Below are 17981 nucleotides of genomic sequence, written 5' to 3' on the forward strand. Positions count from 1 at the left end.
GAGCAGGGGACTCATAAGCCCTTGGTCGGTGGTTCGAATCCGCCCTCCGCTACCAGCCCCGAACTCGCCTCGTGGTTGGAGGACGGCGCTGGCCGGACCGACATCCCAGAAGGCGTATCGCTCGTCCTCGCCGTTTCCGGCGGTCCGGACTCAACGGCCCTCCTGCACGCCGCGGCCGCGGCGGCGCGCGCGCGCGATTGGCAGCTGGTGGTCGCCCATCTCGACCACGGCCTGCGCCCGGAATCGGGAGATGACGCCAGGTTCGTGACCGATGCCGCCGATGCGCTGGCGCTGCCCTGGCGGCTGCGCCGGATCGATGTCGGTGCCAAGGCGAAGCAAGACGGATCCGGGGTGGAGGAGGCAGGCAGGCGGGCGCGCTACGCGTTTCTGGACGAGGTCGCCGACAGCCTGGGGCCGGAATCGCTGGTGGTCACCGCCCACACCGCCGATGACCAGGCCGAGACGGTGCTTTTCAACCTGGCGCGCGGGAGCGGCCAGCACGGGCTGCGTGGCATGCCCGCCCGCCGCGGCCGGATTGTCCGGCCGCTGCTCCACGTCCGCCGGTCGGCGCTGCGTGCCGTCCTGGACGCCGCCGGGATCGGGTACCGGCTGGATCCGACCAACGCGGATACCGACCGATCCCGTGCGTGGGTGCGGGCCGAGATCCTGCCGGCCCTCGAGCGGCTGAACCCGGCCGCGGTCGATGCTCTCCTCCGGTTCGCGGAGCTGGCTGCCGATGACGATGCCCTGCTGGACGCCCTGGCGGCCGGGGAGTTGGCACGTCGGCGGGATGCCGACGGCGCCATCGACTGGCGTCAACCCCCGCCCCACGCCCTGGGGCGTCGCGTCCTGCGCCTCGCGATCGGGGACCCGGCGCCAGCCGCGGATCGCATCGAGGCTGTTCTGTCGGCCGCCAGCGGACCCCGCGGCGGGCTGATCATCGAGCTCGGCCGAGGTCGAAGAGCGACAATCCGCGGCCGGCGCGTCCGCATCGGTCCGTGAACCTTTCGGGGTAGTCCCATCGAGCCCATTTGTTGCGATGGGGGGGCGTCCCTATACTCAGGGCCGGTCGTACCCTATGCATTGGAGTTCGCCTCCGCTCGTGAACAGCCGACTCGTCCGCAGCAGCATCCTCATCGTTGGCGCCCTGTTCGCCATGGCCCTGCTGTGGACCTACCTCATGGACTCCGACGCCGGGCCGGCCTACACCTACAGCAACCTGCTGGCCGATGCTCAGGCGGGCAAGGTCGAGACCATCACCCAGGACGGCATCACGCTGACCATCAAACTGGAGGGCACCGCCGAGCCTAAGACGACGGTCGTGCCGTCAGACAACATCAACGTCTACACGGAGGTGTGCGCGGCCACCGGAACCAACCCCGGCACGTCGTGCCCCATCGAGTATGAAGCGGTGATCCCGAGCGCCACGGGCGGGATCATCTTCTCCCTGATCTCGATCCTCCTGCCGGTCCTAATCATCGGCGCGTTCTTCATCTTCATGATGCGCCAGGCCCAGGGCACCAACAACCAGGCCATGAGCTTCGGCAAGAGTCGGGCCCGCATGTTCCTGGGCAGCAAGACGGTGATCACCTTCGCCGACGTGGCGGGGGTTGAGGAGGCCAAGCAGGAGCTGACCGAGGTGGTCGAGTTCCTGAAGTACCCCGAGAAGTTCAACGCGCTCGGGGCCCGAATCCCGCGCGGCGTGCTGCTGGTCGGCCCGCCCGGCACCGGCAAGACGCTCCTGGCCCGGGCCGTGGCCGGCGAGGCCGGTGTCCCGTTCTTCTCGATCTCGGGGTCGGAGTTCGTCGAGATGTTCGTTGGCGTGGGTGCCAGCCGGGTGCGCGACCTGTTCGAGCAGGCCAAGCGCAACTCGCCCTGCATCGTGTTCGTCGACGAGATCGACGCGGTCGGGCGCCAGCGCGGCGCGGGGCTCGGCGGCTCGCACGATGAGCGGGAACAGACCCTGAACCAGATCCTCGTCGAGATGGATGGCTTTGACACGAACACCAACGTCATCGTGGTGGCCGCCACCAACCGGCCCGACGTCCTCGACCCGGCACTCCTGCGCCCGGGCCGCTTCGACCGCCAGGTGGTGCTCGACCGGCCCGACATCAGAGGCCGCCGCGAGATCCTCGACGTCCACGTCAAGGGCAAGCCCCTGGACAAGACGGTCGACCTGGACGACCTCGCGCGCCGCTCCCCGGGCTTCTCGGGCGCGGATCTCGCCAACCTGGTCAACGAGGCCGCCATCCTGGCGGCCCGCCGCAACAAGAAGACGATCACCCAGCCGGAGTTCACCGAGTCTGTGGATCGTGTGATCGCCGGCCCGGAGCGGCGGAGCCGGATCATCACCGAGGCTGAGCAGAGGATCATCGCGTATCACGAGGGCGGGCACGCCGTCGTCCAGCGGGTGCTCCCCAAGTGCGATCCGGTCACCAAGGTGACCATCATCTCCCGCGGGATGGCCCTGGGCTACACGATGAGCCTCCCCACCGAGGACCGATACCTCCACAGCAAGTCCGAGTTTGAGGACAAGCTGGCCGGGATGCTGGGCGGCCATGTCTCCGAGGAGATCGTGTTCGGCGACACGACCACGGGGGCGAGCAACGACATCGAGAAAGCCACTGGACTGGCGCGAGCGATGGTCACCCAGTACGGGATGAGCGAAACCCTCGGCCCGCTGGCATTCGGCAAGAAGGACGAGATGATCTTCCTGGGCCGGGAGATCTCCGAGCAGCGCAATTACTCCGACGAGGTGGCGGCCAAGATCGACGCCGAAGTGCGAGCCATCATCGACCGCGCCTCGGAGCGTGCCCGGCAGGCGCTCACCGAGCATCGCGCGGTGCTCGACCGGCTGGCCGCCTTGCTCGTGGAGAAGGAAACCATCGAGGCAGCGGAGTTCGAGGCCCTGTGGGATGGGATCCTCCCGCCACGCGACCTGGGCGGCCCGAAGCCGTCCGAATCGGCGCCGGTGGACGAACTCCCCGAAGTGGTGGGCGGCGAGGAGAAGGCGGCGCCGCGCCGCCGACGCGGCCCCGCACCCCAGCCCGCCTAGGCGGACGCTGCTAGTCCTATCGGCCCATTCCGGACCGTAAAGGCCGGGTCGTATACTCGCCACTGGTGCGTCCGGGCACCTGCCCGGAGCACGGTACGACAGCGAGGCCGAACCTTCCCCATGATCGACGAATCGCCCCCGCAGACCATCGAGACCGACTGGAAGCTCGAGACCGACGGCTCCGGGCTTGACCCGCGCACCGCGCTGGAAGTCCTCACCAACCTCAATGAACGAGTGGCCGAGGGCCGGATCAGCGATCTTCAGCCCATCGCCACCGGATTCGTGCCGTTCGACAAGGCCATCGGCGGCGGGCTGCGGGCCGGTGAGCTGATGCTGATTGGCGGGGCCCAGGGATCGGGCAAGACCACCCTGGCCCTGCAGATGGCGCGCAACATGGCCGCCTCCGGGCAGGCCAGTGTGCTGTACGTGTGCTTCGAGCACGAGGAGGACTACCTCGTCCAGCGCATGATCGCCATGGAGTCCGCTCTCGCCGCGCTCCCCAAGAAGACGGGCGCCGTGAAGATCCAGGAGGTCCGCCAGGAGGTCCTGTCGACCTTCGAAGCAGCCGCCGAGGCGGGCCAGGCGGCCAAGCTGGGCGCCAACCCGCGCCTGCGTCCAAGCCTGGAACGGATCGCGCGCTACGGGAACTCGATGTACCTCATGCGTGGCACCGCCACTGACAGCACGGTCGACAATCTCCGAGCCCTGGTCGAAACGCGCCGCGGCGGGGATGAGCGGCGGCTGGTCCTGTTCGTGGACTACCTCCAGAAGGTCCCCGTCATCCCCGAGCCGGCCGACGAGACCGAGAAGGTGACGCGCGTCGTCAACGGGCTGAAGGACATCGCCCTGGCCTGCGAGATCCCGGTGGTCGCCATCGTGGCCGCCGATCGCGAAGGCCTCAAGGCCAAGCGCCTGCGCAACCACCACCTGCGCGGCAGCAGCGCCATCAACTACGAGGCCGACATCATCCTGATCCTGAACGACAAGTACAGCATTGTGGCCAAGGTGAACATCGAGTTCAATCCGTATCAGGCCCAGCGCTACCGGGACTGGGTGGTAGCCACCATCGAGAAGAACCGGGGCGGTCAAGACAACATCGACCTGGAGTGGCAGAAGCTCTTCCAGTACAGCTGCTTTGATCCGAACGGCCGGATCACGGCCGAGAAGCTGATCGAAGAGCGGCTCTACACCGAGTAGAGCCGCCACCGCCCCGTGGACGCGTATCGGGTATTGCAGGTCGCGCCCGATTGCGAGGACGAGGTCCTGGACAGCGCGTATCGAGCCCTGGCGTTGAAGTACCACCCCGATCGGGATACCACCCAGCAGGCGGTCCGGCGAATGGCCGAGTTGAACCAGGCGTACGCCCTGGTGCGTGATCCGGCCACGCGCGCCCGGCACGACGCCGCTCGTCGGCGCGCATCCGTCACCACGATCCAACCGGCTTCGGCCGGCGCCGCGCCGCCGCCGCGTTCCACGACTGCCGGCTCCCGGCTCACGTTCGGACGCTACGCGGGCTGGACCCTGCGCGACCTGGCGCGCGAGGATCCGGATAACCTGCGCTGGCTCTCTCGCCACACGTCCGGAATCCGCTACCGGACCGAGATCTACGCGATCCTGGGCAAGATGGCGATCGGCGCCGCCTGACTCACCGGCCGGACGACCGTCAGTCCGGCCCAGGCGCTAGGCTCTCACCCCATGGCGAACTCCGTTCCGAACCGCCTGCCCCTGCGCGCGGTCTTTCTCGACGTCGGCGAGACGCTCATGCATCCCGACCCGACCTGGGAGCACGTGTACGCGCGGGCCTTCGCCGATTTCGGCGTCTCGGTCGACATGACCGAGCTCCAGGCGTCACTGCGGCGCGCGTACCAGGGTGGCGGCTACGGCTTCGATGGCAGCCTGGTGCCCAGTGCCGATGCCAGCCACCGCCGACTGGTGGAGATGGATCAGGTCGCCTTCACCGAGATCGGCCTCGAGCCTCTCCCGGAGGCGTTCTTCCGCCACCTGGCGAGCCTGTTCATGGACCCCGCCACCTGGCACGTCTTCCCGGACGTGCGGGTCGTGCTGCCGCAGCTGAAGGCTCGCGGATTGGTCCTGGGCGCCGTGTCCAACTGGGCCTGGCAGCTCCCCGAGCTGCTCGACGCGCTCGACCTGGGCCGGCATCTCGACTTCGTGGGCGCCAGCGCCCGGATCGGCTACGACAAGCCCCACCCCGGCATCTTCCGGTGGGCGCTGGACCGAGCCAAGGTAGCCCCCGAATCGGTGATCCACGTGGGAGACCATCTCGACGCCGATGTGGCCGGTGCGCGCGGGGTGGGGATCGAGCCGGTACTCCTGGACCGACGGGGTCGCCACCAGCCTCCGCCCGACGACGTGCCGGTTCTCACCACGCTCGACGAGCTGCTGCCGTTGGTGGACGCCCGCCTGACAGCGGTCACCGGCGCACCGGGCTGAGGCGCACCGGGCTGGCCACGGAGACGGGGCGCGAGACCTGGCGCTGCTTCGTCGGGATCCCGGTCGGATCTCCGCTGCGGAGGGACCTGCAACTTGCCGTGGCGCGCTGGCAGGCCCAAGAGAACGCCCCTGACCTGCGCTGGACCGATCCGGACGGCTGGCACGTGACCCTGGCCTTCTTGGGCGCTACCGACCCCTCCGACGTCCCGGACCTGGTTTCCGCGCTGCGCGGCGCCGCGCATGGGGAAGCCGAATTCCAGCTGGAAACAGGCGGGGTGGGCGCCTTTCCGCAGGCCGGCGCCGCCCAGGCCATCTGGTACGGCGTGTCCGATCCGCACCATCAGCTCACCGAACTGGCCGCCAGGGTCCAGGCAGCCGTTCGGCCATCCTCGGAGCCGACGCGCTTTCGCCCTCATCTGACCCTGGCCCGCAGCCGCGTCCGCCGCGGCGAGCCGTTGGGTTCATGGCTGGCCACCCTGGACCCACCGTCCGGGACGCTGACGGTGGACGGCCTGACCCTGTTCCGGAGCCACCTCGGGCGCGGGCCGGCACGATACGAGGTGCTTGCCAGGCTGCCGCTGAGCGGCGCAGGATCGGAGCGTGGCTGAGCCTGACGTTCGCGAGCCGCGGCCTTTGATGGTCGCCGTCATCGGCGACGCGGACCCGCGTGGTCCCGATGCCCATCGCACCCTGGAATGGGCCGAGGAGGTCGGGCAGCTGCTGGCTCGCGCCGGTGCGACCGTGATCACTGGTGGGCTGGGCGGGGTGATGCGGGCCGCGTCTCGGGGCGCTCGGGCAGCCGGCGGGTCGACGATCGGGATTCTGCCTGGGGCCGACGCCGCCGAGGCCAACGAGTTCGTTCAGCTGGCGATCCCGACCGGGCTCGGTGTCGTTCGCAACCTGGTGGTCGTGACCGCCGCGGACGCGGTGGTCGCCGTCGGCGGACGGCATGGCACCCTGTCGGAGATCGGCCTGGCCCTCCGCATGGGACGGGAGGTCGTTGGCCTCGGCACGTGGCGCATCGAGGCCGATCAGCGCGTGGGTGGCCCCCGCCTGCACCGTGCACGCGACCCCCGCGAGGCCGCCCAGCTCGCCCTGCGGCTGGCTCGCGCGGGTCCTATCGTTCCCGATTGACATCAGAGGACGCCGGCCCAATGCGGGCCGCCGTCATCGGTCTTGTCCGACCTGATTCGCTAGTGGACCAGGCCCTGCAGGCTGAGGTGGTACAGCTTGGTCGGGTCGTACGGCATGCACAGCTGGCCCTCGCCGCCGATCTCCCACGTCCACGAGATGATCTGCACGGCAGCCACCTGGAGCGCGCTCGAATCGCAGTTGGTATTGGCGTTACCCAGGAGCCGGACCTCGGCCGTCGGGGCGTAGATCGTGCCTGAGATGTGGAGCTCCACGCCGCCCTCGATATCGATGATTCCGCTGTACCCCTGGCTTCCGTCCCCGTCGTACCAGATCAGCATGCCTCCAAACGGGCAACCGTCGTCGTTGGGGTTGAAAAGATCAGGATCGTACGTGACCGGTGGGCACGCTTCATCCGCCCGCAGTCCGGCGAGGGCGAGCTCGGCCCCGGCGGTCAGGTCCAGGTTCTGCTGGCAGTTGGTGGCGGTGCCGCCGGGGCAGTTGGCGGTGGGGTTGTCGGTGTTGTAGATCAGGACCGGCGCCGGCTCGGTCGCGCTGGCGAAGAACGAGTCGACCGAGCCCGTTGCGCCGATCTTGATGCCCCCTCCGGCGATCACGTAGATGCCCGGATTCAAGACCACACGGAGTTTGTTGCCGATGTCCCACCCGCCGTAGTAGACGCCCGGATCGAGGTGGACGCAGTCGTAATTGGCGGGGAGGCCGGGGCATAGCGCCGGGTCAGACGGTACCCAGTGCCGGCCGGGCCCGCTGGCGCTGCAACCCGTCGAGAACTGGCCCGTGGCCTGGAGCGGCTGGGCGCCTGGACCCGTTCCACACGTTGCTCCCGGCGCGCTCGTATCCCAGGGCGGGAACACCAGGCTTCCCAGCGGGTCCGCGATCGGTGAAGCGCCCTCGTCGAGGACGCCGGTGATCTGGCTGCCGTCCCCGCGACAGCTGCCATGCACGTTGATCTTCGGCGAAATCAGCCTCACCGTCGAGCCGTCAAGCCGCAACGCTCCTTCCCCGTTGTTGCAGGCGTCGTCGGCAACTCTGCCCTGATTGCACTCCGAGTTGATCTGGACGTACCCTCCCGGCCCGGTGTAGCCGGAGACCGGCTCGATCTGGATCCTGGCGCTGCCATGCAGCCTGGCGGTCTCGCAGTCGGTCGGGTTCAAGGCGACGAGCGAATGGGTGTTTGTGTTCCCGCGTTGCCGAGCGGCAACCGCATCCGTCATGACCGATAAGGTGCCAAAGCCCAGAAGGCGGCCGAAGAAGGTATCGCGCTCTCGGGTGAGGACGACCTGCACCATGCCAGAAACCCCCTGAAAGTCGGGAGCCCGAGCATCCGGAGGGAAGAGGACCTCCAGCAACCCGCCGTGTGGATCGTTGGCCGGGACGCAGCCCGTGCCACCAGGGATCATGTCGTCGCTCGTCGCTGCTGCGAAGAAGCCGTTCTGGCGGGCGTAGTGGCACGCGGCGGCCTCGGCCATTGGCCAGTTGATGGTCTGGCCGGTAATGTCGTCGATAAACCGGGCGGCCGCCACCGCACCGGGGTCGACTGCGTTCTGCTCCTGCCGACGCAGGAGAACCCCAAACCCGAGGTCGACGACCAGCGCGGCGATCCCCAGCAGGACAACGAGCGCCGCCGCGGTGATCACCAGGATCTGTCCCCTCGGCTCTACGCGGCGCATGACCTGGGGCTCCTCATTGCTGGTACTGCATGGTTTCGGTAATGACCGCCCGCAGGGTGACGGTTTCCGGGATGAGCAGGAATCCGGCGCCCGGCGGCGTCCAGTTGAAACAGGCAAACACTGTAACTTCGTTGGCGATCACCGAGTTGAATGCGGCCATGCTGCTCGCCATATCGTTGGTCGCGGACGTCAGCGGCATCGGAGCCGTGCACTGGATCTGCTCCGGATCAGTCCGGGGGTCGATGTCCGTGATCGTGCCTCCACTGTCAGATGGAATGGTGCAGTAGCGGAAGGGGTTGGGCGCGTAAGGGGGGTTGAGATCGGCTGGTGGGGCGTCGTAGTCGGTGAAGGTTCCGTAGGCATCGGTCACCCAGTAGCCAGACCAGCAGGCTGAGAACTGGATGCCCGCGGGTGGCAGGCCGAAGGCGCGCTCGCGGGCGAATGCGGTCATTATTGGCCAGCGTCTTTCGGGCGGGTCGCAGCGGTAATTGAAGCCTCCTGGCAGCGGGTCCGGAGGCAGGTTGGACACGGTCGGGCACTGTGCGGTGGCACTGTGGATGGCCGCGTATCGGGCCGCCTCGCGAGCCACGTTCGTGAGCTCCTGCTGGTAGAAGACCCCGATCCCCAGCACGATGATGCCGATCAGGACCATGAAGAACAGTGGTGCGGCGAGTGCCAACTCCACGATCGTCTGTCCTCGCTCGTTTTTCAGCACAGGGAGACATCTCCCGGTGGACAGTCGAGCGCGAAAACGCGCTCGCGCTGGATCCACACCTCGCCCAGGTCCAGGCCCACATTGCCGGGCAGCGTGAAGTGCAGGTTGAACAGGGTAGTGAACTGGTAGCAGACCCGGACCTCGACCGAATGGCTGGCGGCGAAACCTCCCGACGTGTTCAGCATTGTCGGGGCCATGTGCGTGCACTGCGCCGGGATGGTGGAAGCGAATCCCGCTATGGGCGCACTGCATAGGGGATCACCATACGGACCGGCGTCGTCGAAATCGTCGTGGACGCAAACCTGCACGAGTGGCATGCTCGGGCAGGTCCGATCGGCTGAATTGAAGGTGGTATTCGGCAGCACGCTCAACTCCGAGCACGCGACCTTGGCGATCTGCTCGTGGAGGGCGGTGTAGTAGGAATTGAATTCAGCCGGATAAAGCACGGGATCAGGTGGCTTGTTGCGGAGTCGCTGGATGGCGCCGATCTCGGCCGCATTGCGGGCCGACGCTTCCGTGGAGATGCTGGCCGCAAAGACGCGTCCGAAGTCGGCGACAGCAAGCAGCAGCACCAGCAGGATGGGCAGCACCAGCGCGAACTCCGCGAGTGTTTGCCCCCCTGGGTGTTCAGTTCTGCCTCGTGCTGCTCGGACGATCATCGCTCTCCCCGCCGATCGTCTGACCGCGCAGCGCTGAATTCCCTGGGCTGACTTTAGTACCGTCGCTGCACAGTACGATCGGCGGGCACGGAGTGTAGACCCGCCACGCTTGCAGGCAACCTTACAGAACCGGCCCTAACTCAACCCCCGGCGCGCGCGCGCACCACTTTCGGATGGTCATTCCGCCATGGAACAAGTGCTCGTCCTCCCCCGCGATTCGGTTCCTGGAGGCTGCGACTTCCTTGGCGTGAGCCCGATCGGGGACGAAGAGCTGGACGACCTGCGCCGGGCGCTGACGACTGACGGCCGCTGGCTCGACCGCGTGGTTGCCGAGCAGGACTCGTCCCACAAGCAGCTGATCCCGTACGTGGTGGTGCGGGATGCCGACAGAGTCTTCCTGATGGAGCGCACCGATGCCGGCGCCGATCCCCGCCTCCATCGACGGGCGACGATCGGGGTGGGCGGGCACCTCAACCCGGTCGACGACGGCCCTGACCCGCTGGGGTCGGGGCTCCGGCGTGAGTGGGGAGAGGAGCTCCGGGCGGACTGGGAGCCCGAGTTCGTGCCCATCGGCCTGCTCAACGACGACCGCAACCATGTGGGCTCGGTCCACCTGGGGGTCGTCTTCGAGGTGCAGGCAGGGGGACGCCGGATCGACGTCCGCGAGCGGGACAAGCTGTCAGGCCGCATGGCATCCCTCGGCGAGGTGCGAGGAGCATGGGACCGTCTGGAGACCTGGTCCCAGCTGGTCGCCGAAGCATTGTGGGGTCGCCGGCCCGGCTGAATGGCAGCCCGCCGAGTCGAGCCTATACTCGATCCGTGGCGCTGCGACGAGCCGGCCTGGTTGCCCTGCTCCTGCTGGGCATTGCCGGGGCGGTTTCAGCCGGGGATGCACCGGTCGCCGAGGTGGAGCTCACCGGGGTCATCGACCAGGTCAACGCCTCGTACATCGAGGAGGCGGTCGAAGCGGCCGCCGCGGCCGGGGCCGTGGCCATCCTGATCAGGGTCGACTCCCCGGGGGGCGAGCTGACGAGCACCGACCGGATCGTCAAGGCCATCCTGAACAGCCCCATCCCCGTCGTCACATGGGTCAGCCCGTCCGGCGGCCAGGCGGCCTCCGCGGCGACGTTCATCACCCTCGCCGGCGACGTGGCGGCCATGGCGCCGCTGACCACCATCGGCGCCGCCTCGGTGGTCGGATCAGGAGGCGAGGACCTGCCCGAGACGCTGGCCGCCAAGATCACCAACGACCTGGTGGCCGAGATCCGGGACCTGGCCGCGTCCCATGGTCGTAATGCGGACTGGGCGGAGTCCGCGGTCCGCGAGGCGGCCAGCATCGGCGCCGACGATGCGGTTGCCCTCGAGCCCCCGGTGGTCGACGCCGTCGTTACGACGACGGAGGAGCTGTTCGCGGCCATCGACACCGGGGAGCGCGACGACGGCTACGCCTACCAGTTCGACGGCGCCCCGCTGCCGGCCCTGTCCGGCCGCGAGCTGTTGCCGATCAGCATGAACGTGGGCCAGGAGCTTCTCCACGTGCTGAGCGATCCGAACATCGCGTTCCTGCTCTTCACGATCGGCTTCTACGGGATCCTGGCCGAGCTGTTCCACCCGAACTTCTTCTCCGGCATCGTGGGTGCCATCGCCATCGTGCTGGCCTTCATCGGCTCCAACAGCCTGCCTCTCAACCTGGGCGGCTTGGTGCTGGTCCTCATCGGGCTTGGCCTGTTCGCGCTGGAGCTCGTGATCACCTCGCACGGTCTGCTGGCTGCGGGCGGGGCGATTGCGTTCGTGTTCGGCGCCTTCGCGCTGTACACCGGGGTGGATGGCACCGACGCCATCCAGATCGAGCTGAACCCGATCTTCATCGTGCTGCCGCTGGTGGTCGCCGCCGGATTCATCATCCTGGTCGCCCGCGGCATGGTCGAGATTCGCCGACGCCCCGCGCCGACTCAGCCCATGCTGGCGCTGGTCGGGGTGGCGGGCACGGCCCAGACCCCGATCGCCCCCACCGGCATTGCGTCGGCAGCCGGCGAAACCTGGACCGCACGCAGTCGGCTGGGATCCATCCGGCCGGGCGAGGCGTTGCGGGTGGTCGGGGTCAATGGATTGGAACTCATCGTCGAGCCCGCCTCCCCCACGGCGGACCGACCAACCGAGGAGGACTGACCGATGGAATCCATCATCCCCATCATCGTCGTGGTCGTCGCGCTGGCCGTTGTGCTGTGGCTGCTCTACAGCGCCATCCACATCGTGCGCGAGTACGAGCGGTTGGTCGTGTTCTTCTTGGGCCGGCTGCAGGGGGCCCAGGGCCCGGGGCTGGTGCTGCTGATCCCGGTCATCCAGCAATCGGTCAAGGTCGATCTGCGTGAGCGTTTCCTGGAGATTCCGCAGCAGAGCTGCATCACCAAGGACAACGCGCCGATCAGCATCGATTTCTTGGTCTATTCAAAAGTCTTCGAGCCGGAGACCACCGTGACCCAGGTGGTGGACTTCACGGGCGCCTCACAGGCGCTGGCTGCGACGACCCTGCGGGCGGTGATCGGCGACATCCCCCTCGACGACGTGCTGGCCAAGCGCGAGGACATCAACAGCATCCTGCGCACCAAGCTCGATGAGGTGACCCACCGCTGGGGGGTGAAGATCACCAGCGTGGAGATCCGCGAGATCGTCCCCCCACGCGACATCCAGGACGCCATGAACCGCCAGATGAGCGCGGAGCGCGGCCGGCGCGCGATCATCACCGAGTCGGAGGGCACCCGCCAGGCCTCGATCAACGTGGCCGAGGGGGACAAGCAGAGCACGATCCTGCGGGCCGAGGGTGACAAGCAGAGCGCGATCCTGCGAGCGGAGGGGGAGCGGCAGGCCCAGGCCCTGCGGGCCGAGGGCTACGGCACGGCTCTGACCACGATCTTCGGCGCGGCCAGCGGGGTTGACGAGAAGACGATGCAGATCCAGTACCTCGAGGTGCTCAAGGCCCTGGCCACATCGGAGAGCAAGACCTGGGTCGTGCCCATGGAGGTGACCGAGCTGACCCGGCGGATCGGTGCCACCCTCGGCGGCGGGTCGGGGGGCGGCTGATCCGCCGAGGCGTCTCGATGCGGCCGCGAAGCCTGCTGGCCTGGCTGGGCGGGCTCGGCTCGGCGCTGGCTGCCGGCTACCTCGGGTACCTGGGGTTCGTCGGTTCGCGCCGGGTCGTGACCCCGACCCTGCATGCCCTGGACGAGACCGAAGGTCTGCCCGGGTCGCCGGCGGAGCTAGGCCTCCCGCATGAGGCCGTTCGCTTCACGACCGACGACGGGGTGACGCTCGACGGCTGGCTCATACCTGCCGCCCGCGAAACCCGGGCCGCGGTGATTCTCCTCCACGGCTTCTCGTGGCATCGCGTCCCGTGGCTGTCGTTCTTCGTTCCCTGGTTGCGGGCCCGATACAACGTCCTGCAGTTCGACTTCCGCGGGCACGGGGCGTCGGATCGAGCGGCGATCACGTTGGGGACCACCGAGCGACGGGATGTCGCCGCAGCGGTCCGGCTGCTCGAGGGACGCGGATTCGGTCCGATCGCCCTATACGGCGTCAGCATGGGCGGCGCGACGGCCATCATTGCCGCCCCCGAGCTGCCGGTGGCGGCCGTCATCGCCGACGCGGCCTATGCCGATATCCGGCACCCGATCGCCAACCGCATGCGCGAGCAACGGTTGCCACTGCCCGGCCTCGGCTCACGGCTGATCATCATCGGGGCCGCCCTGCGTGCCCGGACGCGACTCATCTCGCCCATCGACCGCGTGGCTGCGATCGCACCACGCGGACTGCTGCTCATTGCCCCCCGTCAGGATCGGCTCGTCAACTGGCGGCAATCGGTGCGCCTGTATGAGTCCGCCGGGGAACCGAAGGAGCTGTTCGTGGTGGACGGGGCCGAGCACGGTGAAGCGCGGGCGGTGGGTGGCGAGGCCTACGAGCGGCGGGTGCTGACGTTCCTCGAGCGGTATCTGGAGCCGCAAACGTCTCGCGCCCAGGCCAAGGAGCGAACGGGCAGCCGACTATAATCCGCGCCACCCGGGCCGGGCGGACCTGCCGGACCGGCCGGGCTCGCCCGAGGGTCCATGGCCGTCAAGGTCCTGGTCGTCGACGACGACCTCAACATCCAGCGCGTCCTGAGCTTCACCCTCAAGCAGGAGGGCTTCGAGGTCCTGCTCGCCGGAGACGGCGAGAGCGGCGTCGCGACCGCCGCCCAGCAGTCGCCGGATCTGATCCTCATGGACGCGGCGCTGCCAGGCATCGACGGCTACCAGGCCATCATCCAGATCCGCGCCGCCGAGACTGCCGGCCGCCGCGTCCCGATCCTGCTGCTCACCGCGGAGGCCGACATCGGGCAGCGGGTCAAGGGCCTGCGCGCGGGTGCCGACGACGACATCGTCAAGCCGTTCCATCCGGCCGAGCTGATGGCCCGCATCCGGGCCCTGCTGGCCCGCAGCGGGCTGAGCGGCACGCGCCCGGATTCGGCCCAGGCCACCCTGCGACGGGTGATCGTGTTCTACGGCGCCAAGGGAGGCGTCGGCTGCACGACGTTGGCCATCAACACGGCCATCGCCCTGGCCGCCGAGCACAAGCGTCGCGTCGCGCTCGTGGATGCCAACCTCCAGTTCGGGGACCATCGGGTCTTCCTGGACCTGAAGCTCGACACCGCCTCGATCGTGAACGCCATCTCTGAGCCGGAGCTGGACGCCGACCTCCTGCGCCGCCTGGTGGTCTCTCATGCGTCTGGCGTGGACCTGCTGTTGGCGCCCACCGCCCCGGAGCAGGCCGACGTGGTGATGGAGAGTCATCGCAACTCGCCCGAGTCCCTGTCGCATCTGGTGGAGCTGATGCGGGGCATGTACGACTACACGGTCATCGACGCCAACCGCAGCCTGGACGACGTGACGATCCATCTGTTCGATGAGGCCGACGTCGTCTACGTGATCCTCACCGCCGACCTGTCGTGTTTGAAGAACGTCCAGCTGGTGCTCAAGACGATGACCGAGCTGGGGTATGCGCGGGACAAGGTCCAGCTCGTGCTGAACCGATCCAACGCATTCACTGGCATCAACATCGCGAACGCGGAAAGCGTGCTGGGCAGCCCCATCTCGCACAAGATCATCAACGAATACCGGGGCGCGATCGGGGCCTTGAACTCCGGGGCGCCGTTCATGGTCAGCCGGCCGGGCAGCCCGCTGGCCAGGGCGGTGAGCGACTTCGCGACGGCAGTCGACAAGGAGCTCTCGGTGGTCGAAGCCGAAGCCTGACAAGCCGCGTCGGGGCTTGACAAGGCACGCCTACAAGCCGCGTCGGGGCTGACAAGGCGGGCCTAAGCCGACGGTAATCCTGCCCCTTCCAGACTGCTCCCGCCGGTCGCCGTCGGATCAGGGAGGCGAGCAGGCGGCGTCCGGCATTTCGCATCCCGACGCTGCGCCTCCCGCGGGGTGGCCGGTGCTGGCGGAGACGGTGAGCGCGTCGCTTCGCGGAGTCCATGCGGTTCCGGTCCGGGTCGAGGTCGATGTCGCGTTCGGCCTGCCGGGCCTGACCATCGTCGGCTTGGCCGGAAGCGCCGTCCAGGAGGCCCGGGAGCGGGTGCGGAGCGCCGTCCGGAACAGCGGTTTCGAGGTGCCGGCCCGACGCATCACGGTCAACCTCGCCCCGGCGGACCTGCCCAAGGAAGGCACCGCCTACGACCTGGCCATCGGTGTCGGACTGTTGGCGGCCTCCGGCCAGCTCGACGCGGACCTCTCCGACACCGCTCTCCTGGCAGAGCTGGCCCTAGACGGGTCGCTGCGCCCGGTGGCAGGCACACTGGCCCTGGTCGCGGCGGTTCGCGACTCGGGCCGCCGGGCGGCTGTGGTGGCCAACGACGACCTCGTCGAGGCGGCCGCTGTCCCCGGCATCGTGGTCTACGGTGCGGCGTCCCTCGGCGAGGCTGTCGCCCACCTGGCCGGCGTCCGAACGCTCCCGGCCGCCGATCCGACCCCGCTACCTGCCTGGCGGCCGGTCGGGCCTGGCGTCGACCTGCGCGACGTCATCGGCCAGTCGCTGGCGCGTCGCGCCCTGGAGCTCGCGTTGACCGGAGGCCACAACCTGGCGCTGGTCGGTCCGCCGGGAGTCGGCAAGACGCTTCTCCTGTCGGCCGTCCCCAGGCTGCTGCCGCCCCTGGACGACAACGAGGCGGTCGAGGTCAGCCGTATCTACTCCGTGGCCGGCCTGGTCGACCGTCGCGTGCCGCTCACCCGCATGCGCCCCGTTCGCGCCCCACACCACACCATCTCCGTCCAGGCGCTGGTGGGCGGAGGCGAGCGCATTCGCCCCGGGGAGGCCAGCCTGGCCCACCGCGGTGCCCTCGTCCTCGACGAGCTGCTCCAGTTCCGACCGGACGCCCTCGATGCGCTGCGCCAGCCGATTGAGGCGGGCGAAGTGACCATTGCCCGAGTCGAGGGCTCACTGCGCCTGCCGGCGCGCTTCATGCTGCTCGTCGCCTTCAACCCGTGCCCGTGCGGCTGGCTCGGATCCCGATCCCGGGCCTGCGACTGTGATCCGTCGATGGTCCAGCGCTACGAGCGCCGGCTCTCCGGACCGATGCGCGACCGGATCGACCTGTGGGTCGTGCTCGACGAGCCGCGTCGACTGCTGGCCGATGCCGATGCCGAATCGAGCGCGGTCGTGGCGGACCGCATCGGGGCCGCGTGGAACCGTCAACGAGCTCGTCAGGGCGGACCCAACGCCGCGCTCGGGCCCGGAGCTCTGGACCAGGAACACGGTTTTGGGCAGGACGCCCTCCGCTCGCTGACGGCCCTGGTACGCGCGCTTCGGCTGTCGCCTCGCCGCGTGCATCGTGCCGCCTGGCTGGCTCGCACGATCGCGGACCTAGCGGGCACAACCGCCGTCCAGCCAACCCATGTGGAGGAGGCGTTGCGATACCGCCCGCCGGTGACGCGGTGATCGCCCATGCGCCGAATCGAACGGCCGGCTGGACCGGTCTGCGGCTCGACCACCTGGACCCCGACGTCGAACGACCGTACTGGATCGTCACCTGCCAGCTGCCCGGCCTCGGCCCGGTGGCGGTTGCCCGCTTGCTGGCTGGATCCGGCAGCCTGCGTGCCGCGTGGCGCGACGGGGCCATCGATCGCGCCGTCGCGGAGCTGCCGGCCGACACGGGCCCCGCCGCCCTGGCGCTGACGCATGACATCCGTGCGCGGGGTGTGCGACGCCTGGCGGCCGAGATCACCGCGCAGGGTCGGCGACATGGCGCGACTCCGATCGCAGCGTTCGAGGCCCTCTACCCGCCCTCCCTGGCGCATCTCGATCCGCGGCCGCCACTGCTGTGGGCAGCAGGCGATCCCGCGGCCTGGCAGGTCCCCGGCGTGGCGGTGGTCGGGACGCGCCGCCCGAGCGGCTACGGCCGGGCCGCGGCCGAGGAAATCGGCGACGAGCTGGCCCGCGCGGGTGTGGCCGTCATCTCGGGTCTGGCAATCGGAATCGACGCCGTGGCACACGGGGCGGCGGTCGCGGCCGGCGGGCGGAGCGTGGCTGTCCTGCCGTCGCCGATCGACCGCCTCTACCCACCCATCCATCGCGAGCTCGCGGCCCGGATGCTCGCGTCCGGCGGCGCCCTGCTCAGTGAGCTGCCGCCCGGTCGGCCGCTCGGCCGGCCGGATTTCGCGCGCCGCAATCGGATCATCGCCGGCCTGGCCGAGGCCGTGGTCGTGGTCGAGGCCCCAGACCGATCCGGCGCCCTCCTGACCGCGGATGCTGCGATTGCCCTCGGGCGCGAGCTGTTTGCGGTTCCCGGACCCATGGACGCGGCCACCTCGCGCGGGACGAATCGACTCATCGCCGATCACCTTGCCACCCTCGTCACGTCGCCGGCCGCGCTCCTGCACATGGTCGGCCTCCGGCGCGGGCGGTTCCCGGTGAGCGTGCGGTCGCTTTCCGAGGCGGAGGGTCTGGTCCTGGCCGCCGTCATTCGTCGGGCTGCCTCGATCGAGGAATTGGTCGACCGGACTCGCCTGTCGACCTCGGCCCTGGCGGCAACCCTGACCATGCTGGAGGCCCGCGGGCTCGTGACGGCCTACGCCGGGGCCACCTTTCACCCCACACTGGCGGCCCGTCGCAGCGGCTGGGGACGCCGACCCGGTCACCGCGCGCACCAGGTCGGGGTTGGCGCTTGACGGGGGCATCGGGCTATACTCCGCGCCTTCCTACGACCCCCGGGCCGTCCGAAAGGCGGATCCGCCGGTCCGCAGGAGCGCTTG

General features: G+C 69.1%; 17 protein-coding genes. 14 read left to right on the top strand and 3 right to left on the bottom strand.

Annotation, left to right across the window (positions count from 1 at the left end; genetic code table 11):
* The 7 genes from tilS to AABM41_04140 form a co-directional block, all read left to right on the top strand.
* Window positions 1-1002: tRNA lysidine(34) synthetase TilS (gene tilS, locus AABM41_04110; protein MEK6191495.1), on the top strand; the 1002-nt coding region annotated here is incomplete at its 5' end.
* Window positions 1003-1156: 154 nt separating this feature from the next.
* Complete coding sequence (gene ftsH, locus AABM41_04115; protein MEK6191496.1) at window positions 1157-3055, top strand: ATP-dependent zinc metalloprotease FtsH; 1899 nt, start codon at window positions 1157-1159, stop codon at window positions 3053-3055.
* Window positions 3056-3175: 120 nt separating this feature from the next.
* Window positions 3176-4252 carry a DnaB-like helicase C-terminal domain-containing protein gene (locus AABM41_04120; protein ID MEK6191497.1) on the top strand — a complete coding sequence of 359 codons (1077 nt, stop codon included), beginning with the start codon at window positions 3176-3178 and terminating at the stop codon, window positions 4250-4252.
* 15 nt (window positions 4253-4267) lie between these two features.
* Window positions 4268-4699 (top strand): DnaJ domain-containing protein, encoded by a 432-nt coding sequence (locus tag AABM41_04125; GenBank protein ID MEK6191498.1) that lies wholly within the window; start codon window positions 4268-4270, stop codon window positions 4697-4699.
* Between the two features lie 51 nt (window positions 4700-4750).
* Window positions 4751-5506 (top strand): HAD family hydrolase, encoded by a 756-nt coding sequence (locus tag AABM41_04130; GenBank protein ID MEK6191499.1) that lies wholly within the window; start codon window positions 4751-4753, stop codon window positions 5504-5506.
* A 98-nt stretch (window positions 5507-5604) separates the two neighbouring features.
* Entirely contained in the window at window positions 5605-6114 is a 510-nt protein-coding gene (gene thpR, locus AABM41_04135; GenBank protein ID MEK6191500.1) for an RNA 2',3'-cyclic phosphodiesterase, read from the top strand.
* Window positions 6107-6640, top strand: a complete 534-nt coding sequence (locus tag AABM41_04140; GenBank protein MEK6191501.1) for a TIGR00725 family protein — start codon at window positions 6107-6109, stop codon at window positions 6638-6640. The genes thpR and AABM41_04140 overlap by 8 nt, the downstream gene beginning before the upstream one ends.
* Before the next feature lie 59 nt (window positions 6641-6699).
* Here the strand turns inward: AABM41_04140 and AABM41_04145 are convergent, their stop codons facing one another.
* From AABM41_04145 to AABM41_04155, 3 genes are read right to left on the bottom strand one after another with little or no spacing between them, the layout of a single operon-like run.
* Window positions 6700-8328 (bottom strand): pilus assembly protein TadG-related protein, encoded by a 1629-nt coding sequence (locus AABM41_04145; protein MEK6191502.1) that lies wholly within the window; start codon window positions 8326-8328, stop codon window positions 6700-6702.
* 13 nt (window positions 8329-8341) lie between these two features.
* A complete protein-coding gene (locus AABM41_04150) occupies window positions 8342-9013 on the bottom strand; it encodes a TadE family protein (GenBank protein ID MEK6191503.1) in 672 nt (223 codons plus the stop codon).
* Window positions 9014-9036: 23 nt separating this feature from the next.
* A complete protein-coding gene (locus AABM41_04155) occupies window positions 9037-9702 on the bottom strand; it encodes a TadE/TadG family type IV pilus assembly protein (protein ID MEK6191504.1) in 666 nt (221 codons plus the stop codon).
* A gap of 187 nt (window positions 9703-9889) precedes the next feature.
* On the opposite strand from AABM41_04155, the gene AABM41_04160 reads away from it, so the two are divergent.
* From AABM41_04160 to dprA, 7 genes are all read left to right on the top strand, one after another.
* The gene (locus tag AABM41_04160) at window positions 9890-10486 is read left to right on the top strand and encodes an NUDIX hydrolase (GenBank protein ID MEK6191505.1); all 597 of its coding nucleotides are present in this window, start codon (window positions 9890-9892) and stop codon (window positions 10484-10486) included.
* 35 nt (window positions 10487-10521) lie between these two features.
* Complete coding sequence (locus AABM41_04165; protein MEK6191506.1) at window positions 10522-11871, top strand: NfeD family protein; 1350 nt, start codon at window positions 10522-10524, stop codon at window positions 11869-11871.
* 3 nt (window positions 11872-11874) lie between these two features.
* A complete protein-coding gene (locus AABM41_04170) occupies window positions 11875-12783 on the top strand; it encodes an SPFH domain-containing protein (protein ID MEK6191507.1) in 909 nt (302 codons plus the stop codon).
* 17 nt (window positions 12784-12800) lie between these two features.
* Entirely contained in the window at window positions 12801-13745 is a 945-nt protein-coding gene (locus AABM41_04175; GenBank protein ID MEK6191508.1) for an alpha/beta fold hydrolase, read from the top strand.
* Between the two features lie 57 nt (window positions 13746-13802).
* Window positions 13803-14984: a response regulator gene (locus AABM41_04180; GenBank protein ID MEK6191509.1), complete on the top strand. Its 1182-nt coding sequence runs from the start codon at window positions 13803-13805 to the stop codon at window positions 14982-14984.
* A gap of 184 nt (window positions 14985-15168) precedes the next feature.
* Window positions 15169-16668, top strand: coding sequence for a YifB family Mg chelatase-like AAA ATPase (locus tag AABM41_04185; GenBank protein ID MEK6191510.1), 1500 nt, complete (start codon window positions 15169-15171; stop codon window positions 16666-16668).
* Window positions 16665-17897 carry a DNA-processing protein DprA gene (dprA, locus tag AABM41_04190; protein ID MEK6191511.1) on the top strand — a complete coding sequence of 411 codons (1233 nt, stop codon included), beginning with the start codon at window positions 16665-16667 and terminating at the stop codon, window positions 17895-17897. The genes AABM41_04185 and dprA overlap by 4 nt, the downstream gene beginning before the upstream one ends.
* The last annotated feature ends 84 nt before the right edge of the window (window positions 17898-17981 follow it).

It is taken from the genome of Chloroflexota bacterium, from assembly GCA_038040195.1.
Lineage (GTDB): Bacteria > Chloroflexota > Limnocylindria > QHBO01 > QHBO01 > DASTEQ01.